Origin of the sequence: Streptomyces hazeniae, assembly GCF_031845485.1 — a bacterium.
Classification (GTDB): domain Bacteria; phylum Actinomycetota; class Actinomycetes; order Streptomycetales; family Streptomycetaceae; genus Streptomyces; species Streptomyces hazeniae.
The window spans coordinates 13043-39953 of record NZ_JAVREQ010000023.1; the positions used below are offsets into that span (position 1 = coordinate 13043).

14 protein-coding genes and 1 pseudogene are annotated in these 26911 nt (G+C 73.5%); 8 read left to right on the forward strand and 7 right to left on the reverse strand.

All coding sequences use genetic code 11. From position 1 onward, the window contains the following. Positions 1 to 129 precede the first annotated feature (129 nt). Positions 130 to 13317 (forward strand): type I polyketide synthase, encoded by a 13188-nt coding sequence (locus RM572_RS22410; RefSeq protein ID WP_311675210.1) that lies wholly within the window; start codon positions 130 to 132, stop codon positions 13315 to 13317. Between the two features lie 456 nt (positions 13318 to 13773). Here RM572_RS22410 and RM572_RS22415 read toward each other — a convergent pair whose 3' ends face one another. Both RM572_RS22415 and RM572_RS22420 read right to left on the reverse strand, forming a co-directional pair. Further along, positions 13774 to 13965, reverse strand: coding sequence for a hypothetical protein (locus RM572_RS22415; RefSeq protein WP_311675211.1), 192 nt, complete (start codon positions 13963 to 13965; stop codon positions 13774 to 13776). Positions 13966 to 14025: 60 nt separating this feature from the next. After that, positions 14026 to 14220 carry a hypothetical protein gene (locus RM572_RS22420; protein ID WP_311675212.1) on the reverse strand — a complete coding sequence of 65 codons (195 nt, stop codon included), beginning with the start codon at positions 14218 to 14220 and terminating at the stop codon, positions 14026 to 14028. 843 nt (positions 14221 to 15063) lie between these two features. Here RM572_RS22420 and RM572_RS22425 point away from each other — a divergent pair. From RM572_RS22425 to RM572_RS22435, 3 genes are all read left to right on the forward strand, one after another. Beyond that, a complete protein-coding gene (locus RM572_RS22425) occupies positions 15064 to 15651 on the forward strand; it encodes a DinB family protein (protein WP_311675213.1) in 588 nt (195 codons plus the stop codon). Continuing rightward, on the forward strand, positions 15648 to 16109 hold the full coding sequence (locus tag RM572_RS22430) for a VOC family protein (RefSeq protein ID WP_311675215.1): 462 nt from the start codon (positions 15648 to 15650) through the stop codon (positions 16107 to 16109). Before RM572_RS22425 ends, RM572_RS22430 begins: the two co-directional genes overlap by 4 nt. Before the next feature lie 164 nt (positions 16110 to 16273). Beyond that, complete coding sequence (locus RM572_RS22435; RefSeq protein ID WP_311675216.1) at positions 16274 to 17026, forward strand: response regulator transcription factor; 753 nt, start codon at positions 16274 to 16276, stop codon at positions 17024 to 17026. 25 nt (positions 17027 to 17051) lie between these two features. Here the strand turns inward: RM572_RS22435 and RM572_RS22440 are convergent, their stop codons facing one another. After that, complete coding sequence (locus RM572_RS22440) at positions 17052 to 18398, reverse strand: ABC transporter substrate-binding protein (protein ID WP_311675279.1); 1347 nt, start codon at positions 18396 to 18398, stop codon at positions 17052 to 17054. Between the two features lie 276 nt (positions 18399 to 18674). Beyond that, positions 18675 to 18884 (reverse strand): hypothetical protein, encoded by a 210-nt coding sequence (locus RM572_RS22445; RefSeq protein ID WP_311675217.1) that lies wholly within the window; start codon positions 18882 to 18884, stop codon positions 18675 to 18677. A 309-nt stretch (positions 18885 to 19193) separates the two neighbouring features. On the opposite strand from RM572_RS22445, the pseudogene RM572_RS22450 reads away from it, so the two are divergent. Further along, positions 19194 to 20024, forward strand: a pseudogene (locus RM572_RS22450) (DUF427 domain-containing protein). Here RM572_RS22450 and RM572_RS22455 read toward each other — a convergent pair. Both RM572_RS22455 and RM572_RS22460 read right to left on the reverse strand, forming a co-directional pair. After that, positions 20002 to 20409 (reverse strand): hypothetical protein, encoded by a 408-nt coding sequence (locus tag RM572_RS22455; RefSeq protein WP_311675218.1) that lies wholly within the window; start codon positions 20407 to 20409, stop codon positions 20002 to 20004. The pseudogene RM572_RS22450 and the gene RM572_RS22455 sit on opposite strands and share 23 nt — an antisense overlap. Positions 20410 to 20514: 105 nt before the next feature. Continuing rightward, complete coding sequence (locus RM572_RS22460) at positions 20515 to 20925, reverse strand: OsmC family protein (RefSeq protein WP_311675219.1); 411 nt, start codon at positions 20923 to 20925, stop codon at positions 20515 to 20517. Positions 20926 to 21154: 229 nt separating this feature from the next. Between RM572_RS22460 and RM572_RS22465 the strand changes: the two genes are divergently transcribed. Together RM572_RS22465 and RM572_RS22470 are read left to right on the forward strand one after the other, a co-directional pair. Beyond that, positions 21155 to 22621 carry an MFS transporter gene (locus tag RM572_RS22465; RefSeq protein WP_311675220.1) on the forward strand — a complete coding sequence of 489 codons (1467 nt, stop codon included), beginning with the start codon at positions 21155 to 21157 and terminating at the stop codon, positions 22619 to 22621. Between the two features lie 34 nt (positions 22622 to 22655). After that, positions 22656 to 24158 (forward strand): SDR family oxidoreductase, encoded by a 1503-nt coding sequence (locus RM572_RS22470; RefSeq protein WP_311675221.1) that lies wholly within the window; start codon positions 22656 to 22658, stop codon positions 24156 to 24158. Positions 24159 to 24173: 15 nt separating this feature from the next. Here RM572_RS22470 and RM572_RS22475 read toward each other — a convergent pair whose 3' ends face one another. After that, positions 24174 to 24662, reverse strand: coding sequence for a MarR family winged helix-turn-helix transcriptional regulator (locus RM572_RS22475; RefSeq protein ID WP_311675222.1), 489 nt, complete (start codon positions 24660 to 24662; stop codon positions 24174 to 24176). A gap of 100 nt (positions 24663 to 24762) precedes the next feature. On the opposite strand from RM572_RS22475, the gene RM572_RS22480 reads away from it, so the two are divergent. Further along, positions 24763 to 26844, forward strand: a complete 2082-nt coding sequence (locus tag RM572_RS22480) for an MMPL family transporter (RefSeq protein ID WP_311675223.1) — start codon at positions 24763 to 24765, stop codon at positions 26842 to 26844. Positions 26845 to 26911 lie beyond the last annotated feature (67 nt).

Sequence of the window (26911 nt, forward strand, 5' to 3'; positions counted from 1 at the left end):
CCCAGCATTCCGAGGCCGCGGGCAAGGTTCTGCACGACTGGCTCACCGCGACGCTGTAGCCGCGCCCGGCAGACGCGCCGACTGAACCGGCCGGCCCTTCTTGGTGGCCCCTTCTTCATGAGGTGAATCGTGGACGAGACAACGGTGGGTACCGGCACGGCGGAATCCGGCCGCGCGGACGCAGCCGCGGTCGCGGTGGTCGGACTCTCCTGCCGTTTCGCGGAGGCGGCAGGCCCGGACGCCTTCTGGCACCTGCTGCGGACCGGCGGGAACGCCGTGACCGAGGTGCCCGAGGGTCGTTGGGACGGCGACGGATCCGCGGCGGCCGGAGCGGGAGCCCGGTGGGGCTCGTTCCTCGCGGATGTCGCGGGGTTCGACGCCGGGTTCTTCGGTGTCTCACGCCGCGAAGCCGCCGTGATGGACCCGCAGCAGCGGCTGATGCTGGAGCTGAGCTGGGAGGCGCTGGAGGACTCGGGTATCGTCCCGGCGATGCTCCGGGGCGAACGCTGCGGGGTGTTCATCGGCGCGATGCGGGACGACTACGCGCGCCTGGCCCAGGGCCTGGGGCCGGTTCTGCGGTCGCACCACTCGTTCGCCGGGCTGCAGCGCAGCCTGATCGCCAACCGGATCTCGTACTTCTGCGGTCTGCGCGGCCCGAGCATGACGGTGGACACCGGGCAGTCGTCCTCCCTGACCGCCGTTCACCTGGCCTGCCAGAGCCTGCTGACCGGTGAGTCGGAGGTCGCGCTCGCCGGCGGTGTGAACCTCAACCTCGCGGCGGCCGGCGAGGAGGACGCGGCGGCCTTCGGCGGCCTCTCTCCCGACGGCCGCTGCTACACCTTCGACGCCCGGGCCAACGGCTTCGTGCGCGGCGAGGGCGGTGGTGTCGTCGTGCTGAAGACACTGGCGAAGGCCCTCGCCGACGGCGACCCCGTCCACTGCGTCATCAGCGGCGGCGCGGTGAACAACGACGGCGGCGGCGAGGGACTCACCGTGCCCAGCCAGGCGGCCCAGGAAGAGCTGCTCAGGCTGGCGTACCGGAACGCCGGTGTCGATCCGGCCCAGGTCCAGTACGTGGAGCTGCACGGAACGGGCACCAGGGTGGGTGACCCCGTGGAGGCCGCCGCCCTGGGTGCCGTGCTGGGTGCCCGGCGAAGCCCCGGGCACCCCTTGCCGGTGGGGTCGGTCAAGACCAACCTGGGGCACCTGGAGGCCGCTGCCGGTATCTGCTCCCTGATCAAGACGGTGCTGGCGCTCCGGAACCGTGAACTGCCTCCGAGCCTGAACTTCGAGACACCGCATCCCCGGATCCCGCTGGAGTCCCTGCGACTGCGGGTCGCCACCGAACTCATGCCGTGGAGCGGCTCCGACGGGCCCCTGGCAGCGGGGGTCAGCTCCTTCGGCATGGGCGGCACCAACTGCCATCTGGTGCTCACCGAAGCACCGGCCCGCACTCCCGCGGCACCACCGCTGCGTGAGACGGCCGGACCCCAGGTGGTTCCCACTCTGCTGTCGGCACGCACCGGGCCCGCCCTGCGCGCACAGGCCGGGCGCCTGGCGGCCTTCGTCGAGGGCCACCCCGAGGTCGATCCGGTGGACCTCGCCCACTCGCTGGCCACCACCCGTACCGTCTTCGAGCACCGGGCGGTCGTCGCGGCGTCCGACCGGACCACGCTGCTGGAGGCGTTGAGGGCGCTCGCGCAGGGGCGCCGGCCCGTGCGCGTCTCCCGGGGCGTGGTCGACCCGAACACGCGGGTCGCGTTCCTGTTCGCCGGACAGGGCGGGCAGCGGCTGGACATGGGCCGGGAACTGTACGACGCGTTCCCCGCGTTCGCGGCGGCGTTCGACGAGGTGTGCCGGCACCTGGACAGCCATCTGGAACGGCCGGTGCGCGAGGTCGTGTTCGCCGCCCCGGGTTCGCCCGAAGCGGCCCTCCTGGACCAGACGCTGTACACCCAGGCGGCCGTTTTCGCCCTGGAGGTGGCGCTCTACCGGCTGCTGACGTCGTTCGGTGTCCGGGCGGATCAGCTCGCCGGGCATTCCGTCGGCGAGCTGGCGGCCGCGCACGTCGCCGGGCTGTTCTCGCTGCCGGACGCGGCAGCCCTGGTGGCCACCCGGGGCCGGCTGATGCAGAGCCTGCCGACGGACGGTGCGATGGTGTCCGTGCGGGCGGGCGCCGACGAGGTGCGCGACCTCCTCGCCGGACGCGAGGACCGGCTGTCGCTGGCTGCAGTCAACGGCCCGGCGGCCACCGTGCTCAGCGGCGACGAGGACGCCGTGGCCGAGGTGGTGCGGATCCTCGCGGCGCGCGGCCACAGGACCAAGCGGCTGCGGGTCTCCCACGCCCTGCACTCCCCCCACCTGGAGCCGGTGCTGGAGGAGTTCCGCGCGGCCGTCGCGGCGGTGACGTTCCAGCGGCCGCGCGTCCCCCTCGTCTCGACGCTCACCGGTGAACCGGTACCGCCGGAGCGGATGAGCACCCCGGAGTACTGGGTGCGCCAGGCCAGAGAGCCGGTGCGCTTCCTGGAGGCCGTGCGGGCCCTGCTCGCCTCGGGCACGACGGTCTTCGTCGAGCTGGGCCCCGACGGCTCACTGGCCACCATGGCGCGCGACTGCGTGGCCGCTGCGCCGGGGGGCACCGTGGCCGTCGTCCCCGTGCTGCGGGCGGACCGTCCCGAGCCCCAGACGCTGTTGACGGCCCTGGGCGCACTGCACGCCCGGGGCATCACCGTGGACTGGACCACGGCAGTCCCCGACAGCGGCGCACACCCGGTCCGGCTGCCCACCTACGCGTTCCAGCGTGAGCGGCACTGGTGGAAGAGCGGCAGGCCGCAGGAACCCGCCGGCACACCCACGGAGACAGCCACGGAGACACTCGCGGACGCGCCCGCCCGGACGTCCGGCGAGCAGCCCGCAGCAACGGGGTCCCTGCGGGCGCGGCTGGCCGGGCTGCCCACCGCCGAGCAGGACCGCGCGGTGCTCGAACTGGTGCTGGAGCATGCGGCCGACGTACTCGGAGAGTCCCGCGCCGACCAGGTCGATCCGAACCGTACCTTCCAGGAGCTGGGCTTCGACTCACTGATGGGCGCCGAGCTGCTGGTGCGGCTCGGCGAGACGGCACAGTCGCCGCTGTCCCCGACCGCGCTGTTCGACCACCCGAGGCCGACGGGACTGGCCCGCGGACTGCTCGCCCAGCTGTCCGGCACCCTCTCGGCCCCGGTGCCCGCGGCGAAGGCGGGGCCGGCGGCGTCCGCCGGCCGGGACGACCCGATCGCCATCGTCGGCATGGCCTGCCGCTATCCCGGTGACGTGTCGACGCCGGAGGAGCTGTGGCAGCTGGCCGCCTCCGGCACGGACGCGATCGGCGCCTTCCCCACGGACCGGGGCTGGGACGTCGAAGGACTGTACGACCCCGACCCGGACCGACGTGGGAAGTCCTCCACACGGTACGGGGGCTTCCTGCACGACGCGGCCGACTTCGACGCCGCGTTCTTCGGGATCTCGCCGCGCGAGGCACTGACCACCGACCCGCAGCAGCGACTGTTGCTGACCACCGCCTGGGAGGCGTTCGAGAGCGCGGGCATCGACCCGGCATCGGTCAGGGACAGCCGCACCGCCGTCTTCGCCGGTGTGATGCACCACGACTACGCACCACGCGTCCACACGGTGCCGGAAGGACTCGAGGGCCACCTGATCACCGGCAACACCTCGAGCGTGGTGTCGGGCCGTCTGGCGTACGTCTTCGGTCTGCGGGGGCCCGCCGTCACGGTGGACACGGCGTGCTCGTCCTCCCTGGTGGCCCTGCACCTCGCGGCGCAGGCGCTGCGTCGGGGCGAGTGCTCCCTGGCGCTCGCCGGCGGGGTGAGCGTCATGGCCACCCCGGAGATGTTCGTCGAGTTCTCCAGGCTGCGGGGGCTGGCGCCGGACGGCCGATGCAAGTCGTTCTCGGGGACGGCGGACGGCACCGCCTGGGCCGAGGGCTCCGGACTGGTCGTGCTGGAACGGCTTTCCGACGCCCGCCGCAACGGGCACCGGGTCCTCGCGGTGGTCAAGGGCTCGGCGGTGAACCAGGACGGCGCCTCCAACGGCCTGTCGGCCCCGAGCGGACCCGCGCAGGAGCAGGTGATACGCGAAGCACTGGCCGACGCGGGGCTGGCACCGGCCGAGGTCGACGCCGTCGAGGCGCACGGCACCGGAACCCCGCTGGGCGACCCGATCGAGGCCCAGGCACTGCTGGCCACCTACGGCCGGGACCGTCCCGCGGACCGGCCGCTCCTGCTCGGTTCCCTGAAGTCCAACATCGGTCACGCCCAGGCCGCGGCGGGCGTCGGCGGCGTCATCAAGATGGTGCTGGCCATGCGGCACGGGCTGCTGCCGAAGCTGCTGCACCTGGACGAGCCGACCCGGCACGTCGACTGGAGCAGCGGCCTGGTCATCCCGCTCGCCGAGCACACCGAGTGGCCCGGGACCGGACGTGCCCGCCGTGCCGCCGTGTCCTCCTTCGGCATCAGCGGCACCAACGCCCATCTGGTGCTGGAAGCACCCCCCGCCAACGCGCCGGCCGCCACGGAGGACGTCCCTGCCGGCGCCCCTGCCGGGGGCGGCCGCCTGCCGGCGGCGACGCCCTGGGCGCTCTCGGGCCGGAGCGAAGCGGCGCTGCGCGACCAGGCGTCGCGTCTGCGGGCCCACCTCGACCGCCATCCGGACGTGGACCTCACCGATGTGGCCTACACCCTGGCGACCGGCCGGTCCGTGTTCGACCACCGGTCGGTGATCGTGGGCCGGGACCGCGATTCCCTGCTGAAGGGTCTGGATGCGGTGGCCGCCGGGTCACCGGCGGCGGGGGTGTGCTCCGGCCGGGCACGCACCGGGCACCGCCCGGTGCTGGTGTTCCCCGGGCAGGGCACCCAGTGGGCCGGCATGGCGGTGGACCTCCTCGCCGCTTCCCCTGCCTTCGCCGGAAGGATGGCTGACTGCGGGCGGGCCCTGGCGCCGTTCGTCGGCTGGTCCCTCCCCGAGGTCCTGGCCGACGAGGGAGCGCTGGCCGAAGTCGACGTGGTGCAGCCGGCGCTGTGGGCCGTGATGGTCTCCCTCGCGGCCACCTGGCGCGCGTACGGAGTCGAGCCGGCGGCGGTCGTCGGACATTCGCAGGGCGAGATCGCGGCCGCCACGGTGGCCGGGGGGCTGTCCCTGGAGGACGGAGCACGCGTGGTGGCGCTGCGCAGCAAGGCGCTGCGTGCCCTCTCCGGGCAGGGCGGCATGATGTCGGTCCGGCTGCCGCGTCAGGAGACCGAGGAGCGTATCCGGACCTGGCGTGGCCGCATCTCGATCGCCGCGGTCAACGGCCCCCGGTCGACGGTGGTCTCGGGTGAGCCGACGGCGCTGGACGAGCTCGGCCAGGAGCTGTCCGGATCGGACGTCAAGTGGTCCCGGCTGCCCGTGGACTACGCCTCCCACTCCGCCCAGGTGGCTCGGCTGCGTGAGCGGCTGCTGACCGAGCTGGCCCCGATCACGCCCCGGTCCAGTGACGTGCCCTTCCACTCCACGCTGACCCGCGGCCTGATCGACACGGCCGAGCTGGACGCGGACTACTGGTACCGCAATCTGCGCCACACCGTGGAGTTCGACAGCGTGATCCACACGCTGGCCGACCGCGGCCACAGGCTGTTCATCGAATGCAGCCCGCGCTCCGTGCTGACCATGGACGTCCAGCAGATCCTGGACGAGACCACCGAGGACGGCACGGCTCTGGGCACGCTCCGGCGCGACGCCGGCGGCCTGGACCGCTTCCTGGCGTCCGTCGCCGAGGCGCATGTGCACGGGCTGAACGCTCGATGGGCCGAGGCCTTCCCGCCCGGTACCGCCCAGTACACCGATCTGCCGGCCTATGCCTTCCAGCCCGAACGGTTCTGGATGCTGCCGACCACGTCGGCAGCCGACGCCCAGGGGCTCGGGCTGCTCGCCTGCGAGCATCCGCTGCTGGGCGCCGCCGTCGCGAAGGCCGACGACGACAGCCTGGTCTTCACCGGCAGGCTCTCGCTTCGGGCCCATCCCTGGCTGGCCGATCACGCGGTGAACGGCACGGTGCTGCTGCCCGGTACGGCCTTCGTCGAACTGGCCCTGCACGCGGGAGGACAGGCCGGCTGCGACCGGGTCGAGGAACTCGTCCTGGCGACGCCCCTGGTCCTGCCCGACGAGGGCGACGTGGAACTCCAGCTCACCGTGGGCGCGCCGGACGAGTCCAGCCGTCGCCACGTCTCGGTGTATTCCCGCGCCGCCGACCCGGCCGCGCTGCCCGAGACGGTGTGGACCCGGCATGCGACCGGGTCTCTGATCAGCGGCTCCGGCGGTCGGGAGGACCTCGGTCCGTGGCCGCCGGCGGACGCCGAGCCGCTGGACCTCACCGACGCCTACGAGCGCCTGGCGGAGACCGGGTACGCGTACGGTCCGGCCTTCCAGGGGCTCACAGCCGTATGGCGACGGGGCCACGACACCTACGCCGAGATCGCCCTGCCCGTCGGCTTCCGCGAGGACGCACCCGGCTTCGGTCTCCACCCGGCGCTGCTCGACGCCGCCCTGCACCCGCTGCTGACCGGGGCACAGCCCGAGGCGGACGGTGACATGATCCGGCTGCCCTTCTCCTGGACGGGAGTGTCGCTGCACGCCACGGGGGCCACCGCGCTGCGGACACGGCTCTCGCCGACCGGTGACGGCGGGTTCTCGCTGACGGCCGCCGACAGCAACGGGCGCGTGGTGGCGTCCGTCGACGGCCTCACCCTGCGTCCGGTGAGGCCGGAGCACGCGGGCGCCGGCGGCGGCCTCCAGCGGTCGCTGTTCCAGGTCGACTGGGTCGATGTGCCCCGTCCCGCCGCCTCCGCCTCCCCGCCTGGCGGCCGATGGGCTGTTCTCGGGCCGGACGGCACCGGCCTCGACATCGCGGACCCGGCGGTACGGCGCCATCCGGACCTCGCGTCGCTGCGCCTGGCGGTCGAGGCAGGTGAGGCGGTACCGGACGTCGTGGTCATCGCCTGCCGGACCGCCCCGGACGGCCAGGACGCGGAACCGGAGGACCGGAGTGCGCCCGCGGTCGCCGGTGCCGCGCCGCCGGTGGCCGGTACGGGCGCCCTGCCCGCCGCACTGAGCGCGGCCACGACCGGTGTCCTCGACCTCCTCCAGAGCTGGCTGGCCGATGAGGCGTTCGTCGCCTCGCGCCTGGTCGTCGTGACCCGGGGCGCCGTCGCCGCGGCTCCCGGTGAGGACGTAGCCGACCTGCCCCATGCTCCGGTGTGGGGCCTGCTGCGCACCGCCCAGTCCGAGAACCCGGGCCGCTTCCTGATCGTCGACACCGATGCCGGGGCCACCGACATCGGCCTGCTCCGCACCGCGGCCGCGTCCGGCGAACCGCAACTGGCCGTCCGGGACGGGCGGCTGATCGCGCCCCGGTTGAGCCGGGCCACCCCATCCGAGGCCGGACGCCCGGCCCTCTGGGACCCCGAAGGCACTGTGCTGATCACCGGCGGCACCGGGACCCTGGGCGGTCTCCTCGCCCGCCATCTGGTCACCGAACACGGTGTACGACGGCTGCTGCTGACCGGACGCCGCGGGAAGGACGGCCCCGGAGCGGCCGAACTGCACGCCGAACTCGGCGCGCTGGGCGCACACGTGACCATCACAGCCTGCGACGTGGCCGACGCCGAGCGCCTCTCGGCCGTGCTGGCGGACATACCCGGCAGCCACCCGCTGACGGCGGTGATCCACGCGGCGGGCACCCTCGACGACGGCACCGTGGAATCGCTCGACGCGGAGCGCCTGGAGGGCGTACTGCGTCCCAAGGCGGTCGGCGCCTGGAACCTGCACCGGCTGACCGAGTCCCTCGGTCTTTCCGCGTTCGTGCTCTTCTCGTCGGTCGCGGGAACGTCCGGCACTCCCGGCCAGGGCAACTACGCCGCCGCCAACACGTTCCTGGACGCGCTGGCCCACCATCGCCGGGCCCGGGGGCTTGCGGCGACATCCCTGGCGTGGGGCTTGTGGGACCGCGACAGCGGGATGACCGGACATCTGGGCCGCGCCGACCGGGCCAGGCTGGCCCGCGGCGGTCTGGTGCCGCTGAGCGAGGAGCGAGGTGTCATGCTTTTCGATGCAGCGCTCGCGCTGGACTCCGCGCTGCTGGTACCCGCCCGACTCGACCTGGCGGCACTGCGCCAGCAGGCCACGGACGGGACGGTGCCCGCGCTGTTCACCTCCCTGCTCGGCGCCACCCGGAGGGTGCTGCCCGCCGCCTCGCGCCCGTCCGCGCCGTCCTCTCCGGATCCCTCGGGTACGGTCGCCTTCTCCGACGGCCGGGCGGTGCTGGAACTGGTCAGGACCACCGTGGCCACCGTGCTCGGGCACGCGGCGCCGGACCGGATCGATGACGACCGCGCGTTCAGGGACCTGGGCTTCGACTCGCTCACCGGGCTCGAACTCCGTAACCGGCTCAGCGCCGCGACGGGGCTGAAGCTGCCCGCCACGACGGTCTTCGACCGTCCCACGCCGGCGGCGCTGGCCGACTATCTCTCAAGCCGGGTGTCCGCGCCGGCCGACGGGCAGACGCCGCTGCCCACCGCCGCGAACGACGACGATCCCGTGGTCGTCGTGGGGATGGGCTGCCGGTTCCCCGGCGGGGTGCGCTCCGCGCGGGACCTGTGGGAGGTGTTCAGCGAGGGCCGGGACGTGGTCTCCGACTTCCCCCGGAACCGCGGCTGGGACATCGACTCCCTCCACGACCCCGACAGCGACGCCCCGCAAGCCGACAGGACCTACGTCCGCCACGGCGGATTCCTCTCCGACGCGGCCGACTTCGATCCCGCCTTCTTCGGCATCAGCCCCCGCGAAGCCCTGGTCATGGACCCGCAGCAGCGGGTCCTGCTGGAAGTCGCCTGGCACGCGCTGGAGTCCGCAGGGATCGACCCGAGCACCCTCCACGGCACCCGCACCGGCGTCTTCACGGGGCTCATCCCCGGCGAGTACGCCGCCCACCCCGGCATTCCCCACGACCTCGTCGGCCAGCGGTCCATCGCCAACACCAGCAGCGTCGCCTCCGGCCGAATCTCCTACACCCTCGGCCTCCAGGGTCCCGCCATCACCCTGGACACCGCCTGTTCCTCCTCCCTGGTCGCCATCCACCTCGCCGCCCAGTCGCTCCGCAACGGCGAAACCACCCTCGCCCTGGCCGGCGGGGCGACCGTCATGGCCACCCCCGCCCACTTCATCGAGTTCTCCCAGCAGCACGCCCTCGCGCCCGACGGCCGCTGCAAGCCCTTCGCCGCCGCCGCCGACGGCACCGGCTTCTCCGAGGGCGGGGGCCTGGTCGTGCTGGAGCGCCTCTCGGACGCCCGCCGCAACGGGCACCGTGTGCTGGCGGTGATCCGCGGATCGGCGGTCAACCAGGACGGAGCCAGCAACGGTCTCACCGCCCCCAACGGCCCGGCCCAGCAACGGTTGATCGAGGCAGCCCTGGCCAACGCCCGGCTGTCCGCCGACGAGATCGACGTGGTCGAAGCGCATGGCACCGGGACCTCGCTCGGCGACCCGATCGAAGCGGGGGCGCTGCTGGCCGCCTACGGCCGGAACCGTCCGGCGGACCGGCCGCTGTGGATCGGCTCGGCGAAGTCCAACCTCGGCCACACCCAGGCCGCGGCCGGCGTCGCCGGTGTGATCAAGATGATCGAAGCCCTGCGGCACGAGCTGCTGCCGCAGACCCTGCACGTGGACAGCCCCACCCCGCAGGTCGACTGGTCGGGCGAGACGGTACGGCTGCTGACAGAGGCTCAGCCGTGGACCGCCGGCGAACGCGAGCGCCGGGCGGCCGTGTCCTCCTTCGGCATCAGCGGAACCAACGCCCACCTCATCCTCGAAGAGCCTCCCGCCGACGACGCCGCGCACCCGCCCACCACTGCGCCGGCCGACCGCCCCAACGCCCCCGTGCTTCCGTTCGCCCTCTCCGCCGCCACAGCCGAGGCGCTCCCCAGCCAGGCCCGGGAACTCCTGAGGCAACTGGCCCCCGACACCGATCCCCTCGACCTCGCCCACTCCCTCGGCACCACCCGCAAACACCACCCGCACCGTGCCGTCGTCCTCGCCCCGGACATCGACGGATTCAGCGCGGAACTCACCCGGATCGCCCAGGGTTCCGCCACCTCGAGCACGGTCACGGGCAGCACCGCCCCCAACCCCACCACTGCCTTCCTCTTCCCCGGACAGGGCTCCGGGTGGCCCGCCATGGGCGAGGACCTGTACCGGGCGTACCCCGTCTTCTCCGAGGCGTTCGACGCGATCTGCGCGGAGCTGGACGGGCGGCTCGACCATCCCCTGAAGGAGGTGGTGTTCGCCGCCGAGGGCACCGACGAGGCAGGGTTGCTCGAACGCAGCGACTACGCCCAGGCCGCCGTGTTCGCGATCGAGGTGGCGCTGTTCCGGCTGCTGACCCGTCACGGCGTCCAGCCCGACTTCCTGGCGGGACACTCGGTCGGGGAGATCGCCGCGGCGCATGCGGCGGGGGTGCTGTCCCTGGCCGACGCCTGCACGCTGGTCGCCACGCGCGGCAGGCTGATGCACACCCTGGCGCCCGGCGGGACGATGGTCTCGCTGGCCGCGTCGGAGGACGACGTCCGGTCGCTCATCGCGGGGCGGGAGCACGAGGTCGCGGTGGCCGCGGTGAACGGCCCCGAGGCGGTGGTCATCTCCGGCGACGAGGGAGCCGTCCTCGACTGTGCCGACCGCATGGCCGCCCAGGGGCACCGTACGACCCGGCTGGCCGTCCGTCGCGCCTTCCACTCGCACCACATGGACGCGGTGCTGGAACCGTTCCACGAGGCGCTGGCCGCACTGCGGTTCCAGCCGCCGGCTGTACCGATCGTCTCCACGGTGACCGGTGAGGCGGCCTCCGCGGACGAGATCTGCTCACCCGGCTACTGGACGCGCCACATCCGCGCGACCGTCCGCTTCCAGGACAGCCTGGAATGGCTGTCGAAGGCCGGTGTGGGCCTGTACGTGGAGGTGGGTCCAGGACACGCGCTCACGGCTCTGGGCCAGCACAACCTGGCCCCCGCGCCGGGCGATCCCGACGCCGTGGAACTGGTGTCGTGCCTGCGTGAGGGACACCCCGGAACCGAAACCCTGCCTGCGGCGCTGGCGGTCCTCCATACCCGGGGCGCTTCGGTGGACTGGGCCTCCTGGTGTGCGGGAGGCCGGACCGTCGACCTGCCCCTGTACGCCTTCCAGCGCGAGCGGTACTGGCTGCGGGACGTCGGTGCGTCGGCGCCGCCAACGGAACGGGGCGGTGCGACGGCGGGGGCCGCGGGGGATCCGCTGTGCTATGAGATGACCTGGCGTCCCTCGCTCCCGGCGGCGGCGCCGTCGGCGGTGACGGCCGGTCGCCGGCTGGTCATCGCGCCGCCGGACGGCGCGTACGACGAGACGATCTCGGCCCTGTTGCGAGCGCTGGGAGAGCGAGGAGCGGTGATCGTGGAGCCGCGCGGCACCGGTAACGACCGGGAGACCTGGCGGCAGCTGCTCACCGGCGCCCCCCTGCCCGCCTCACTGGCCGGGATCGTGTCGCTGGTTTCGCTGGACGAGCGCAGGGATCCCGCGCAGCCCTCGGTGCCCCGGGCGGTGACGGCCACGCTCGGGCTGGTGCAGGCACTGGAGGACCTGGGGGTCGACGCGCCGGTCCGCAGCGTGACCAGGGGTGCGGTCGGCATCGGCGAGGAGGACCCGGTGCTTCGGCCGGACCAGGCCGCAGTGTGGGGCCTGGGCAGGGTCGTCGCCCTGGAAGCCCCGCATCTGTGGGGCGGACTGATCGACCTGCCCGAGGCGATGGACGAGCAGGCCTTGTCATGGTGCTGTGACGCGCTGACGGCCGGGGGCGGGGACGACCTGGCTCTCCGCTCCTCGGGGACATACGTCCCCCGCCTGACCCGTTCAGGGCTCCCGGCCCCAACCCACCCGGCCGGACTCACCGGTTGGCGCCCGCGCGGTACCGTACTGGTCACCGGTGGGCTGGGAGGGCTGGGTACCCATGTGGCCCGTTGGCTGGCCCGCAGCGGAGCCGAACACCTCCTCCTGGTCGGCCGCCGGGGACCGGACACCCCGGGCGCGGACCGCCTGCGCGCGGAACTCGTCGGTCTGGGGGCCACGGTCACCATCGCCGCCTGCGACATCTCGGACCGCGAGGCGCTGCACAACCTGATCCGTACCGTGCCCGCCGACACACCGCTCACGGGCGTCGTCCACGCGGCCGGAATACTCGACGACGGACTCATCCCCTCACTCTCCCCGGAACGCCTGGGCACGGTCTTCGCCGCGAAGACCGATGCCGCCTGGCATCTGCACGAACTCACCCGTGACCATCCCCTGGAGCGGTTCGTCCTGTTCTCGTCCCTCGCGGGCACCGTCGGCTCGCCCGGGCAGGGCAACTACGCCGCCGCCAACGCCGTCCTCGACGCGCTGGCCCGGCACCGGCGGGGGCTCGGGCTTCCAGCGACCTCACTCGCCTGGGGCCCCTGGGCCGGTACCGGGATGTTCACCTCCGCGGTGGCCCGGTCCCGCCACCACGACGGCCTCACTCCGATGCCGGCCTCTCTCGCCCTCGACGCCTTCGCCTCCAGCCTCGCCCGCCCCGGCTCCTTCTACGCCCTCGCGGACGTCGACTGGGACCGGTTCGCCTACGCGGCCGGCCGGACCGACTTCCTCCTCTCCGACCTCACTTCCACGGGCGTCGGTGAGCCCACGTCCGGAGCAGCCGCCGGCGGCACTCCCTCCCCCCAGCACCTGGCCGCCCTGTCTTCCGACGAACTCCAGGACGAGCTGTTGCGGCAGGTCCTCACACATGTCGCGGCGGTGTCAGGGCACGCGAGCGCGGCGATTCCGACGGGCCGACCGTTCAAGGAGATGGGGCTGGACTCACTCGCCACCATCCAGCTGCGCAACCGCCTCCAAGCCGCCACGGGCGTGCGGCTGGCCACCACGGTCGTTTACGAACATGCCACACCGGCCGCGCTGGCCCGGCATCTGGCCGCGGGCATCGGTGACCAGCGAGGCGATGTGGTCCGCCCCGTGGTGGACCAGCTCAGGAAACTGGAGGCCTCGCTCTCCGCGATTCCCGTCGGGAACGAGCGCAGAGAGGAGATCGACACTCTGCTGGAGACGATCTTCCTGAAGTGGCGGGAGCAGGAGCGCATCCACACCGACGCGGCGAAGGGGCGCGATCTCGGCCCAGTCTCGGACGCCGAGATGTTCGACCTCATCGACAACGTCCTTGGCCGTGAGGAGGAATAGGGGTGCGCCGATTCCCAGCAAGCCGGCCGAGGTTCGCCGACCCACGCTGCTGCTGGCCGATGCGGAGTGTGCGGCCACGGCCGGAGGTTGTGTTCCTGTAACCGGCCACTGGCACCACTCAGCAGCTTCTCTGCGACCGCAAACCGTACTGCCCGAAAAGGCACGCAAGTTGAACAGAGCAGGCAGCGGACTTTCTCGTTTTCTCTGACTGTTCCGATGAGAGCTGTTTGCGGTCAGCGATATCGGCGAGAACACCGGAAAGACAGTCTCCTGAACGGATGACGCCGAAGTCTTTCTTCGATGGGGCATTCCGATGCACGGGCGCTTACCATGACGCGATGGGCTGCCGGGCCGCGATTGCGGCGCGGCCCGGCAGCTCTCTCCGCGTGTGGCCTCGCACGGGTGCGGCGCAATCCCGGCGGAGTCGTTCCGCGGTGAACCGTCGAACGGGACGGGTCAGTTGTTGGCGCCGGCCTCGTAGGCCTGGACGGTCACCCAGGCGGCGCCGGCACCGCCGGCGAAGCCCACACCGAAGGCGACGAAGCCCGGAGTGGCCTGGACGGGCGCCATCGCGCCCAGTTCGGTGGTGGCCCCGTCCTGCAGCTTCTCCGGGGTGACGGCGATCACGCTGTTCTTGATGCGGCTCATTGCTTTCTCCTCTTCCTGTATCGGTGGGGGCGAAGGTGCGGGCTGCCCGGCGGCGGCCGGTCAGCCGTTGGCGACACCCCAGGTGTAGGCGCCGACGACGGCACCCGCACCGGCTACGCCGCCGGCCACGTACCAGCAGGTGGCGGCGGCGGAGGCGGGGGTGCCCATGACCGGCGCGGGGGTGGTCTCCTGGAGGCCGTTCTCGATCGGACCGAAGTCCTGCACGTTCATGAACGTCGCGATCTTCTGCTCCATGCGGAGTCCTCCTGTGTGTCTCGGTCGTGCTCCGTACCGGGACGGCACGCCGCCGCCCGGCCATACCCGACGACGCTGCGTCGGGCAGCTTGGGGGCGCGGCCACCGAGTCCGGGCCGCGGCGTTCTGCGTTCAGCGACGAGCCGGCAGGGAGATGCGTGCCGCTCGCGCGGGGCAGAGGGCGGATGGGACGAGGAATGAGAAGGCCCCCGTTTCGTGTCACGACGAACGACGCGTGTATCTCACGCATGCCTGAGGAGAATGCCCTTCCGAGGAGGGAGATCGATTTCTCCGTCACGTTCCTGGTCGGGAAACGAGGAAGTGCAATCTCCATCTGACGCGTGGTCACGACGATAGGTGCAGGCAAAGGGATCGCCAAGAGGGTGCAGTGTGGCCTGCATCACACCACGGTAATCCTCGGCCTCCCGCGTGGGCACACAATTGGCATTGCCAATTCGGCTTTTCCTGGGAAGCCGGAGCGACGCTGCAGGCATATGTCCCGGGAAGACGCGGCGCGGAAATGACGAACGGCCGCATGGTGCGGAATCTGTGGATTGCGAGAATCACGCGTCGACGGCACCCACTCGGACGGAACGCCTCGCCGGCTTCGAGCCCGAGCACACCCCCGACGTACCGGTGGACACGCCTCGGGCACGGGCACGGGCAACGGGAGCGGCAGGGGGGCGGCACGGTGGTCCTGTTCACCGACGCCTGGCTGTCCCCCGGCCTGACCCGGAGCTGGTGCGGGCCGGCCGTCGACGTCACCCGGAGCAACGGAGTGGACTGCCGGGACACCCTCAGACTGCGGACCGGATCTGTCCGCGAGGGGTGTCACGGTGGCCGCATGGACACGAACGCACTCGACTGGAACCTGACGCTGCGTGAGCAGTGGGAGGTGCACTGGACGCAGCACGTGCGCCCCAGGCTGCAGGGGCTCACCGACGAGGAGTACTTCTGGTCGCCGGTGCCCGACGCCTGGAACGTGCGGCCGCGCGGCACCTCGACGGCGCCCGTGCAGGCCGGCGGCGGGGACTTCACCATCGACTTCGCCTTTCCCGAGCCGGATCCGGCGCCGTTCACCACGATCGCGTGGCGGCTCGGGCACGTCGTGGTCGGTGTGCTCGCCGTGCGCAACGCGGCGCACTTCGGCGCTCCCGAGGCGTCGTACGCGTCCTGGGAGTACGCGGGCGACGCGGCCACCGCGCTCGATCAGCTCGAGGCCCAGCTCGACGTCTGGTCGGCGGGTGTGCGCGCCCTCGGCGAGGACGGGCTCCGGCAGCCGCTCGGGGACGAGGAGCCGTTCCCCGAGGCGCCCATGGCCGCGTTGGTGCAGCACATCCAGCGTGAACTGATCCACCATCTGTCCGAGGTCTGCCTGTTGCGCGACCTCTACCTGCACACCCGGCGCACGACGAACGGAGCGGACCGATGAGCCGCGACATCCAGGTCACCTTCGACGCCCACGACCCGCGGGCCCTGTCCACCTTCTGGCGCGACGCGCTGGGCTACGTCCATCCTGGTCCGCCCGGAGTCGAACTGCCCGAGGGGACGGACCCGCTGGCGGCGTGGGACGACTTCCTCGCGCGGATCGGCGTGCCGGAGGACCAGCGCAACACCCGGTCCGCCGTCGAGGACCCGGACGGGCGCGGGCCGCGGCTGTTCTTCCAGCAGGTGCCGGAGGACAAGGTCGCCAAGAACCGTGTGCACCTCGACGTCCGTGCCGCACCGGGTCTGCAGGGCGAGGAGCGCATGGCCGCGCTGGAGGCGGAGTGCGCGCGGCTCGTGGCGCTGGGGGCGGCGCGGGTGAGGCGGGACGAACCCGCTCCCCCGATGAGTGAGGGCTTCATCGTGATGACCGACCCGGAGGGCAACGAGTTCTGCCTCGACTGACGGTCCCCCGCGCGCGGGCCGAGGAAGCGGGGGCGCGGGCACGGCCTGCGGCCGATGCCGTGCGTGCGGACTGCGACCCGTCCGGAGGGGCTGCGGCTCCGAAGCACCGGTGAGTGCCCGAACAGCCCGGCGTGCCCGGGCCACCGGTGGGGGGAGCGCAGACGATGAGCAGACGGTCGGCCGCCGGAGCCGGGTCCGCAGCGGTCCGCGCAGGACGGCGGGCCGCTGAGGCGGCGCCCACTCCCCGGGGCCGGGTGCTGGTCGTGCACGAGACGCGGCTGGTGAGCGCGGCGCTCTCCGCGCTGCTCGCCGAACGGACCGCCCTGGACGCGGCTCCGTCGTGCTGGGAGTCGGGGGCGGCGGACGCGGCGGCGTTGCGTCCCCGCGTGTGCGTGGCCTGTCCGGAGTCGAGCGAGTCGGTGGGCACGTTGTCGCCGGACGGGACGCTGGTGCGGCAACTGCGCCGCGCACGCTGCCCCCTGGTCGTCGTCGTGGATCCGCGGCGGGTCGGAACGCTGCGGCGTGCCCTGGACGCGGGGGCGCAGGGTTTCGTGCACGACCAGGGGCCGCCGGAGCAGTTGCTGGAGGCGGTGCGCGAGGTGACCGGCGGGCGGCGGTACGTCGCCGAGGCGGTGCGGCAGGGGCTGGCCGACGCGGCGCGGATGCCGGTCACCCGGCGCGAGCTCCAGGTGCTGCGGCACGCCGCCGCCGGCGCATCGGTGGCCGAGACGGCGGCCGCGCTGCACCTGGCGCCCGGGACGGTCCGCAACTACCTGAGCTCCGGCATCCGCAGGCTCGGGGCGCGGAACAAGACCGACGCGGTACGGGCGGCACGGGAGACGGGCTGGCTGCTCGTCCCGCGCCCGTCCGGGCACGGCTCGGAGGGCGCGGGGAGCCGGGACCGCCGCGAGCGGTGAGGCCGCACGCGGCCCGGCCGGCGGATCAGTCGTCGAAGGCCTTCGCGGCGGAGTCCTCCAGTGCCAGCATGGCGCCGGCGACGTCGTCCGGGTTGTCGAGGAAGTCCTGGAGGGCCTTCCATTCGCCTTCGCCCTTGGTGCCGCCGAAGGCCGCGGGTGCCTGGTCGGACATGTCGAAGCGGAAGGTGCTCCCTGCGTCGAGGAGCGCCGTGGCGATCTCGCGCTGGAGGTCGCTGGGGTAGGCGGCGGTGTCGAGGCTCTTGTTCGGGGAGAGGAAACCGCCCTGTTCGGCCATGATGCGTGCGGCGTCCTCGGAGGCGAGGAAGGTCATCATGGCGTGCGCCCCCGGGGAGTGCTTCAGCGCGACGGCGGCGTCGCCGCCGGTCACCACGGGGGGCTGGCCGCCTCCGACGGCGGGGAAGGGGAAGAGCTTGGCGTCGGTGCCGAGTTCGGCGTCGGTGTCGCTGGTGATGTTGACGCCGACGAAGTCGCCCTCGTAGACCATGGCGGCCTCGGGGTCCTCCAGGTCGGAGAAGGCCTTGGTGACGGACTCGGGGAACGCGGTGGCCCGTGCGCCGTCGTTGCCGCCGGCCAGCAGCTGCTCCTCCCCGAACAGGTCGCCGAGGGTGGTCAGCGCCTTCTCCACCGAGGGGTCCGTCCACGGGATCTCGTGGGCGGCGAGCCTGTCGTACATGTCGGGGCCGGCTTGCGAGAGGTAGATGTTCTCGAACCAGTCGGTCAGGGTCCAGCCGTCGGCGCCGCCGACGGAGACGGGATCGACACCGGAGTCGGCGAGGCGCTGCGCGGTGTCCAGGAAGTCCTTCCAGGTCTTCGGTTCGCTCGCGCCGGCCTTCTCGAAGGCGGCGGTGTTGTACCAGACCAGCGACTTGTTCGCGGCCTTGAAGTAGACGCCGTAGGTGGTGCCTTCGTGCGCGCCGAGGTCGTGCCAGCCCGTCTCCAGGTTCATCAGCATCTGGCGGTAGGTGGCGTCGTCGACCGGTTTCAGCCAGCCCTTCTCGGCGAACTGCTGGAGGACGCCGACCTGCGGGAGCATCGCGACGTCCGGCGGGGAACCGTCCTCGATCCGGGAGCTGAGGAAGGAGGAGACGTTGTCGCCGGTCGGCACGAACTCGACCTCGGCGCCGGTGCGCTCCTCGAACTCCTGCAGCGCCTTCTTGAAGTTCTTCTGCTCCGAGCCGGTCCACACCGCGGCGACCTGAACGGTCTTGCCCGTCAGGTCGGGCAGCTCGGTGACGGCGTCGCCGTTGCCGCTGTCGCCGCCGCCGCCGCAGGCGACGGTGAGGCAGAGGGCGAGCACGGCGGCCGTCCCGGCCCCGGCGTGCCGGAAACGGCGCCGACGTGTCCCCGGCATCCGCCCGCGCCCGGCGCGGGGCGCGGGCGCCGGCGCACGGGTCGTCACGACGGAGACCTCTGTTGGCGACATGTCGTCCTCCCTGAGCCGACAGGCGTGGCACCCCTGGACAGGCCGTACACAGCATGCGGCCCGGGGCCCGCCGATGGGGAGAGCGGGGAGGACCGGAATCGCAAACCCAGGGGGAATTGCCAGGCTCTCGCATTTCCTGCACACCTGGGGGACGTACTTCACGGTAAGGGCCGGACCCGGGTGACGGCGGGAGGGGTGACCGGACTACCCGCCGGCCCGGGTGATGCCGTGGGCCAGCTGCCCGACGAGGTCGAGGACCCACTGGCCGAAGGACGTCGGGGCGAGCAGGACACCCAGCACCAGCACGAGGACCACGCCGAACGTCTCGTCGAACCGGGTCCGGGGCTCGGTGCGACGTCGCAGCCGCAGAAGGACGATGACGGTGAGCAGGACCGCCACGTTGATCGTCAACACCTGGCCGGTTCTCCCTTCACGGGGCAGCGGATGGCTCCGCTTCTCGTTGTAGCGACGGCGGGGGTCGGCCGGGCGCTTATGCCCGGTATTCACCGGAACGGGGCTGTTCGCCGCCGGAAGCGCAGGGCGCGCGGAGCCTCGGGCCGGGCGTACGGCGCACGGACGGGGTGCGTGCCGGTCGACGTGCGCCCCGCCCGTGCGCGGCGCCGGGCCGGAGGCGGCGCACCGCCGCGTTCGACGTCCCTCCGGCCGTGAGCAATGCTCGGAAAGGGGGAGTTCCACGGGAGGTCGTACGGGAGGAGGCGTGTCATGTCGAGCGGCGGCGAGACGGAGGGTGTCCCGGTCGTGCGCCGGGCCGCGGAGCGGTCCGGCGCGGTGCTGTGGGAGCCGTGCGAACGCTGGGTGCGCGGGACGCGGGACGGCGTCACGGTGGTGGACTCGCGCCACCCCGTCCTGGTGTGGGAGCCGGGCCGGCCGGTGCCGCTGTACGCCTTCCCGGCCGACGACGTGCGGACGGACCTGCTGCGGAGGTCGGCGGGGAGGCCGCGGACGGCGCGCCCGCACCCCGGGGCGGCGGAGTACTACGACCTGACGGTGGCGCCCGGCGGGAAGACCGCGGCCGGGGCGGCCTGGACCTACGCCGGCGAGGAGCTGGCCGGTCACCTGAGCTTCGAGTGGTTCGGGCGCGACGTGCTCGACCACTGGTACGAGGAGGACGAGGAGATCTTCGTGCACCCCCGCGACCCGCACACACGGGTGGACGCGCTGCCGAGCTCGCGGCACGTCCGGGTCGAGATCGACGGCACCGTGGTCGCGGAGACGCGCGCGCCGGTGCTCCTCTTCGAGACGGACCTGCCGGTGCGGTACTACCTGCCGCGCGAGGACGTCCGGCTCGGTCTGCTGACGCCGTACGCGCAGGAGACCCGGTGCCCCTACAAGGGGCTGGCCTCGGAGTACTGGTCCTGAACGGGCGGCGACGTGCCGCCCGGGATCGCGTGGAGCTACCCCGACCCGCTGCCGACGGTGCACACCGTCCGGGACCGGGTCGCGTTCTACAACGAGGCCGTCGACCTCACCGTCGACGGCGAGCGCCTGCCACGCCCCGTCACCGGTTTCCTCAGGCCCGCGGGGAAACGCTGACCCGTGGCAGCAGCAGGCAGAGGACGGCGCCGGTCAGCGCGGACCCGGCTGCCACGACGGTGACCAGCCGTCGGCCGGTGGCGGGCAGGCGCCTGCGGGCCAGCAGGGTGGCGGCCGCGTCGGCGGTGTCGGCGGCGGCGCAGCCGAGGACCCACGGCCGGGCGTCGCCGCCCCGGGCGAGCATCCACGCCGCGCCCGCGCCCAGCACCAGGTCGCGGCCGCCGAGGGCCCGCCCGGTCACCCGGGCGGTGGTGCGGGGAACCGAGGGCCCGAGCCAGGGAGCGAGCAGCGGCCGGGGCGCGAGCAGCGCCGTGACCCCCAGGCTCACCCGGCCGAGCGCCCACAGCAGGGCCGCCTTGCGTACGGGTGCGGGGTCGGCGTCCATGCCGGGTCCTCTCTCATCGGGCGCCGTCGTCCGGCGCGGTTCCCTCCCGAGTCTCCGTGCGGCCGCGCTCGGCGGCAACGCGGCCCCGACGCGCAGCAGGGCGGCTCACGACGAGGCGACGCGGACGTGTGCGGAGAGGGGGAAGACGCGCATGGCCTCCTCCAGCAGGGTGGTACGGGTGCCGTCGGCCACGCCCGGGAGGTCCACGGACACGCGGGCGGTGAGGCCGTAGCGCAGGTTCCCGGAGTGCTCCAGGTCGACCTGGACGGACACCTCGCTGCCGGTGAGGTCGGCGCGCAGTTCTCCGCCGACCACGGTGAGCGCCTGATGCAGGCAGGTGGCGACGGCCGCGGCGTACAGGTCCTCCGGCGACCAGCCGTCAGCCTCGCGCGAGCCGGGCGCGGGCGGGGCCACGACGGGCAGGGTCTTGTGCCCGGAGCCGTCGATGCGGACCTGGTCCGGTCCGTGGCTGGAGCGAGCCGTGGTGGTGTAGAGGGTGCGGTCCGGCGAAGGCATGCCCGCACCCTCCCCGTCCCGGCGGTTTCCGCGCGGGTGCCTCGCGCGTCGGGCCGCCACGTCCACCCGACCGGCGGGAGCCGGGCAGGCCGACGAGGGCGGGAGGGGGCCGCGTGAAGGTCCGTCCGGCGGGTACCTCGGTCTCCGCAGCCCCGATACCCCGCGTGCCGGTCCCGGCGGGGAGCGTCGGGGCCGCCGGGGCCGAACGGACGTCGGGAAGGGACAGCTGGTGATCGGATCCGAGACGTCCCCCGGCACCTATGTGCCCGACCCTCGGCGCTGGAAGGCGCTCGGGGTGTGTCTGCTGGCCGGGTTCATCACGCTGCTGGACGTGTCGATCGTCAACGTGGCGCTGCCGTCGATCCGGCGCGGCCTGGGCGCGACGGCGGGCGACATCCAGTGGGTGGTGGCCGGTTACGCCCTGTCGTTCGGGCTGCTGCTGGTCCCGGCGGGGCGGCTGGGCGACGCGCGGGGGCGGCGGCTGCTGTTCATGACGGGGCTGTCGCTGTTCGCGGCGGCCAGCGTGCTGTGCGGCACGGCGCAGAACGCGCTGTGGCTGGTGCTCGCCCGGCTCTTCCAGGGCCTGGCGGGCGGGCTGGTCTCCCCGCAGGTGTCGGCGCTGATCCAGCAGCTGTTCCGGGGGGCTGAGCGGGGCCGGGCGTTCGGGCTCTTCGGGGCGGTGATCGGCCTGTCCACGGCGGTGGGGACGGTGCTCGGCGGGGTGATCATCGAGCTGTTCGGCGCCGCGCACGGCTGGCGGTGGATCTTCTTCGTGAACCTGCCGGTGTGCCTGGCGGCGCTGCTGCTGGCCGCGCGGCTGCTGCCCGGTCCCGAGCACCACATCCGGCCGTGCGCCCGGGACCTGGACCCGGCCGGGGTGGTGCTGCTGGGGACCGGGGTGGCGCTGCTGCTGCTCCCGCTGGTGCAGGGGCGGCAGTGGACGGGGCCCGGCACGTGGCTGATGTTCCCGGCCGCGGGGGTCGTGCTGGCCTGCTTCGTGCTGTGGGAGCGGCGGCACGCCCGCCGGGCGCAGCCGCTGGTGGACCTGCGGCTGTTCGGCCTGCGTTCCTACGCCTTCGGGTCGGTGCTGATGCTGGCCTACTTCGCGGGCTTCACGTCGATCTTCTTCGTCCTCACCCTCTACCTCCAGGCGGGGCTGGGCTACAGCGCGCTGGCGGCCGGCCTGACCACCGTGCCGTTCGCGGTCGGCTCCGGTGTCGCGGCGGCGGTCAGCGGCCGGCTGGTGGCACGGTACGGCCGGGCGCTGGTCGTGGCGGCGCTGACGGTGGTGACCGCCGGCCTGGCGCTGGTGATCGTCGCGGTGTCGGCGGTGCCGGGGCGGTCGGCGGGCTGGGCGCTCGCGGCGCCGCTGCTGCTGGCGGGGCTGGGCGGCGGCGCGGTCATCGCGCCGAACCAGACGCTCACCCTGTCGGCCGTGCCGCCGGCGCAGGGCGGCAGCGCGGGCGGCGTGCTGCAGACGGGGCAGCGCCTCGGGTCGGCTGCGGGCATCGCGGCCACCGGCAGCGTGTTCTTCTCCCGCCTCGCCGCTTCCGGGAACGACTGGCCGACCGCGTTCCGGTACAGCGTCGCGGTGTCCCTGGCGTTCGTGCTGTGCGCCTTGGCGGTCGCGGTGGCGGACCTGCGCGTGCGGCACCGTGCGGCCGCATCCGGCGGCGGGCCGGCGCGCGAAGTGTGAAGGTGAAGTCGTCGCCACGGCGGAAGGAGTCAGGGTGTCGGAGGAGAACGAGGGGCCGCTGCGCTGCCTGGTCACGGGGGCGGGCGGCTACATCGGCGGGCGGCTGGTGCCGGAGCTGCTGGACGCGGGGCACGAGGTGCGCTGCCTGGTCCGGACGCCGGGCAAGCTGCGCGACCACCCGTGGGCCGCGCGGGTCGAGGCGGCGGAGGGCGACGTGACCCGGGCGGAGCAGGTGCGCCCGGCGATGCGGGACGTGGACGTCGCCTACTACCTGGTGCACGCGCTGGGCACCGGGCCGGACTTCGAGGAGACCGACCGGCACGCGGCACGGGTGTTCGCGGCCGAGGCGCGGCGGGCCGGGGTCCGCCGGATCGTCTATCTCGGCGGGCTGACCCCGCGGGGCGTGCCGGAGAGCGAACTCTCCCCGCACCTGCGGTCACGGACGGAGGTGGGACGCATCCTGCTGGAGTCGGGGGTGCCGACGGCCGTGCTGCGGGCGGCGGTGGTGATCGGCTCGGGGTCGGCGTCGTTCGAGATGCTGCGGTACCTCACCGAACGGCTGCCCGCGATGGTCACCCCGAGCTGGGTGCGGACGCCGATCCAGCCCATCGCCGTGCGGGACGTGCTGCGGTGCCTGGTCGGCTGTGCGCGGCTGCCGGCCGACGTCAGCCGCGGGTTCGACGTGGGCGGCCCGGACGTGCTCACCTACCGGGACATGATGCGGCGTTACGCGGAGGTGGCCGGGCTGCCGAGGCGGGTCATCGTGCCGGTGCCCGTGCTGACGCCGCGGCTGTCCAGCCACTGGGTCGGCCTGGTCACTCCGGTGCCGGCGCAGATCGCCCGCCCGCTGGCGGAGTCGCTGCGGCACGAAGTGGTGTGCCGGGAGGACGACCTCGCCCGGTACGTGCCGGACCCGCCCGGCGGGCGCCTCGGCTTCGACCGGGCCCTGCGCCTGGCGCTGCAGCGCATCAAGGACGCCGAGGTCGCCACCCGCTGGTCCTCGGCGTCGGTGCCCGGGGCGCCCAGCGATCCGCTGCCCACCGACCCGGACTGGGCGGGCGGAAGCCTCTACACCGACCGGCGGGCCCGGCGGTCGGAGGCTTCACCGGAGGCGCTGTGGCGGGTGATCGAGGGCATCGGCGGAGACAACGGCTGGTACTCGTTCCCGCTGGCGTGGGCCGTGCGCGGCCGGCTGGACCGGTTCCTGGGCGGCGTCGGGCTGCGCCGCGGAAGGCGCGACCCGCACCGGCTGCGCGTCGGCGACTCGCTGGACTTCTGGCGGGTGGAGGAGGTCGAGCCGGGCCGGATGCTGCGGCTGCGCGCGGAGATGCGCCTGCCGGGCCTGGCATGGCTGGAGCTGCGGGTGGCGCGGGACCGGGAGGGCCGGACGGTGTACGCGCAGCGCGCGGTGTTCCATCCGCGCGGGCTGGCCGGGCACGCGTACTGGTGGGCGGTCGCGCCGTTCCACGGGCCGGTGTTCGGGGGTATGACCCGCAACATCGCGCGGGCGGCCGAGGACGCTCGGCCGGAGGCGTAGCGGCCGGGGGCGCCGCTACGGGTCGGACGGGGTGCTCCGTACCGCTGACAGCTCGTCGCCCATGGCGTCCAGGAAGCGCAGCACGGTGCGCAGTTCGTCCCCGGTGAAGTGGCGGCGGGCGGCGTCGGTGCCGTCGGCGAGAGGGCGGAAGTACGCGCGGGCGACGGCGCGTCCGGCGGCGGCGTAGTGGAGGTGCACCACCCGGCCGTCGTCGGGGTCGCGGACGCGCTGGATGTGGCCCGCGGCCTCCAGCCGGTTGAGGCACGCGCTGACCGCGCCGGAGGTGAGGTTGAGGTGTTCCCGCAGCCGTCCGGGGGTGAGGGCCCCGCCCTGACCGTCGCCGTCCAGGACGGCCACCAGTGCCTGCACGTCGGTGTGGTGCAGGCCGTGGGCGCGGGCGAACTCCTGCGCGATGCGGTTGAACTCGGCGTTCATCCGGCGCAGCCGGACCGCGAACGCCTGCAGGTCGGGTGGCGGGGAGCCGGGGGCTGAGGGTGCTGGCACATCCCCAGGATAAAATTAACTCAATGATTGAGATACTTTGGTGCGCGCGGGCTCGCTGCGGCGGCCCGGGCACCGTTCGACGAACCACCGAGGACCTGTGATGCCCCCTGCCTCCCGAGCCCTGCGATGGCTCGTTCCCGCCCTTCTGCTCGTCGCCTGGCTCGGCCTCGGCGGCGTCGTCGGCCCGTACGCGGGAAAGCTGGGCGAGGTCTCCACCAACGACCAGTCCGCGTTCCTGCCGCAGAGCGCCGAGTCGACGAAGGTGCTGGACGCCCAGGACGCCTTCCGTGACGAGCAGACGATCCCCGCGGTCGTGGTCTGGACGTCCGACGACGGCTCCGTCTCCGGCGAGCAGCGGGCCGCGGCCGCCGAGTCGCTGCGGTCGCTCGCCGACGTTCCCGGCGTCACCGGGCAGGCGTCGCCGGTCATCCCGGCCGAGGACGGCGCCGCGCTCCAGGGCGTCGTGCAGCTGCGCTCCGATCTGGGCGAGCAGCTCGGGGAGACCGTCGACCGCATCCGCGAAGCGGCGGCCGACGTGCCCGGCGCCGCCTCGCACATCGCCGGGCCGGCCGCGACGCAGGCCGACCTCTCGGACGCGTTCGCCGGCATCGACAGCCTGCTGCTCCTGGTCGCGCTCGGCGTGGTGCTGCTGATCCTGCTGCTGGTCTACCGGAGCGTGCTGCTGCCGCTGGTGGTCATCACCAGCTCCGTGCTGGCGCTGTCGCTCGCCTCCGCGCTCGTGTACCAGCTCGCGGAACGGGATCTGGTGCGCGTGGACGGCCAGGTGCAGGGCATCCTCTCCATCCTGGTCATCGGCGCGGCCACCGACTACGCCCTGCTGCTGGCCGCCCGCTACAAGGAGGAACTGTCCGCCCGCGCCGACCGCGACAGGCTGGCCGCGATGCGTACCGCGGTACGCCGGTCGGCGGGCGCGATCGTCGCCAGCGCCGCCACCGTGGGGCTGGGCCTGCTCGCGCTGCTGCTCAGCGACCTGGCCAACACCAGCGCGCTGGGCCCGGTCGGTGCGATCGGCATCGTGTGCGCGGTGGTCAGCACCATGACGTTCCTGCCGGCCGTGCTGGCCCTGCTGGGCCGGGCCGCCTACTGGCCGGCGCGGCCGAAGGCGGCCGCGGCGGGCACCCGTTCGGACGGGGTGTGGGGCCGGGTGGCCGCGGCCGTCGAGCGCGCGCCCCGTCGCATCTGGGCCGGCACGGGCGTCCTGCTGCTGGTCTGCGCCGCGTTCGCGCCGCAGCTGAAGTCGGGCGGAGTGCCGCTGAGCGAGATCTTCGTGAACGACGCGCCCTCGGTCGAGGCGCAGGAGGTGCTGAGCGAGCACTACCCCGGCGGTTCCGGCAACCCCGCGGTGATCATCGCCGACGCGGGGGCGGCCCGCGAGGTCGCCGGTGCGGCCACCCGCACCGAGGGCGTCTCCGCGGCGGCCCCGGTCACGGAGTCCGGCCGGCCCGGCGGCGGGCAGCCGAAGGTGGTCGACGGCCGGGTGATGATCGACGCGACGCTGGCGGACTCCGCGGACAGCGACGCCGCGAAGGAGACGGTGCAGCGGCTCCGGGAGAACGTGCACGGGGTCGACGGCGCGGACGCGCTGGTCGGCGGGTACACCGCGCAGCAGTACGACACCCAGCAGACCGCGCAGCGGGACCGGGTGGTGATCACGCCGGTGGTGCTGGCGATCATCCTGGTGATCCTGGCGCTGCTGCTGCGGTCCCTGCTGATGCCGCTGCTGCTGGTCGGCACGGTGGCGCTGAACTACTTCGCCACCATCGGCGTCGCCGCGCTGGTCTTCCAGCATCTGCTGGGTTTCACCGGCACCGACGCGTCCGTGCCGCTGTACGGGTTCGTGTTCCTGGTGGCGCTGGGCGTGGACTACAACATCTTCCTGATGACGCGGGTGCGGGAAGAGGCGCTGCGCGAGGGCACCCGGCGCGGGGTGCTGACGGGGCTCACCGCGACCGGCGGCGTCATCACCTCGGCCGGCGTGGTGCTGGCCGCCACCTTCGCCGCGCTGGTGGTGATCCCGCTGGCGTTCCTGGTGCAGATCGCGTTCATCGTGGCCTTCGGCGTCCTGCTGGACACCCTCGTCGTGCGGTCGCTGCTGGTGCCCGCGCTGGTGCGGGACATCGGCCGGGTGCTGTGGTGGCCCAGCGCCCTGCGCCACCGCTGACACGGAACGGGACCGCCGAGGCCACACGGGCGGCGGTGTGCCGGTGTGCGCGGATGCGCCCGCCCGG

Excerpts from the sequence above, each read along its gene's own strand:
- RM572_RS22440 (WP_311675279.1), bottom strand. The coding sequence starts at position 18,398 with ATGCCGGGGACACGTCGGCGCCGTTTCCGGCACGCCGGGGCCGGGACG.
- RM572_RS22425 (WP_311675213.1), top strand. The coding sequence starts at position 15,064 with ATGGACACGAACGCACTCGACTGGAACCTGACGCTGCGTGAGCAGTGG.
- RM572_RS22435 (WP_311675216.1), top strand. The coding sequence starts at position 16,274 with ATGAGCAGACGGTCGGCCGCCGGAGCCGGGTCCGCAGCGGTCCGCGCA.
- RM572_RS22420 (WP_311675212.1), bottom strand. The coding sequence starts at position 14,220 with ATGGAGCAGAAGATCGCGACGTTCATGAACGTGCAGGACTTCGGTCCG.
- RM572_RS22415 (WP_311675211.1), bottom strand. The coding sequence starts at position 13,965 with ATGAGCCGCATCAAGAACAGCGTGATCGCCGTCACCCCGGAGAAGCTG.
- RM572_RS22480 (WP_311675223.1), top strand. The coding sequence starts at position 24,763 with ATGCCCCCTGCCTCCCGAGCCCTGCGATGGCTCGTTCCCGCCCTTCTG.
- RM572_RS22455 (WP_311675218.1), bottom strand. The coding sequence starts at position 20,409 with ATGGACGCCGACCCCGCACCCGTACGCAAGGCGGCCCTGCTGTGGGCG.
- RM572_RS22430 (WP_311675215.1), top strand. The coding sequence starts at position 15,648 with ATGAGCCGCGACATCCAGGTCACCTTCGACGCCCACGACCCGCGGGCC.
- RM572_RS22460 (WP_311675219.1), bottom strand. The coding sequence starts at position 20,925 with ATGCCTTCGCCGGACCGCACCCTCTACACCACCACGGCTCGCTCCAGC.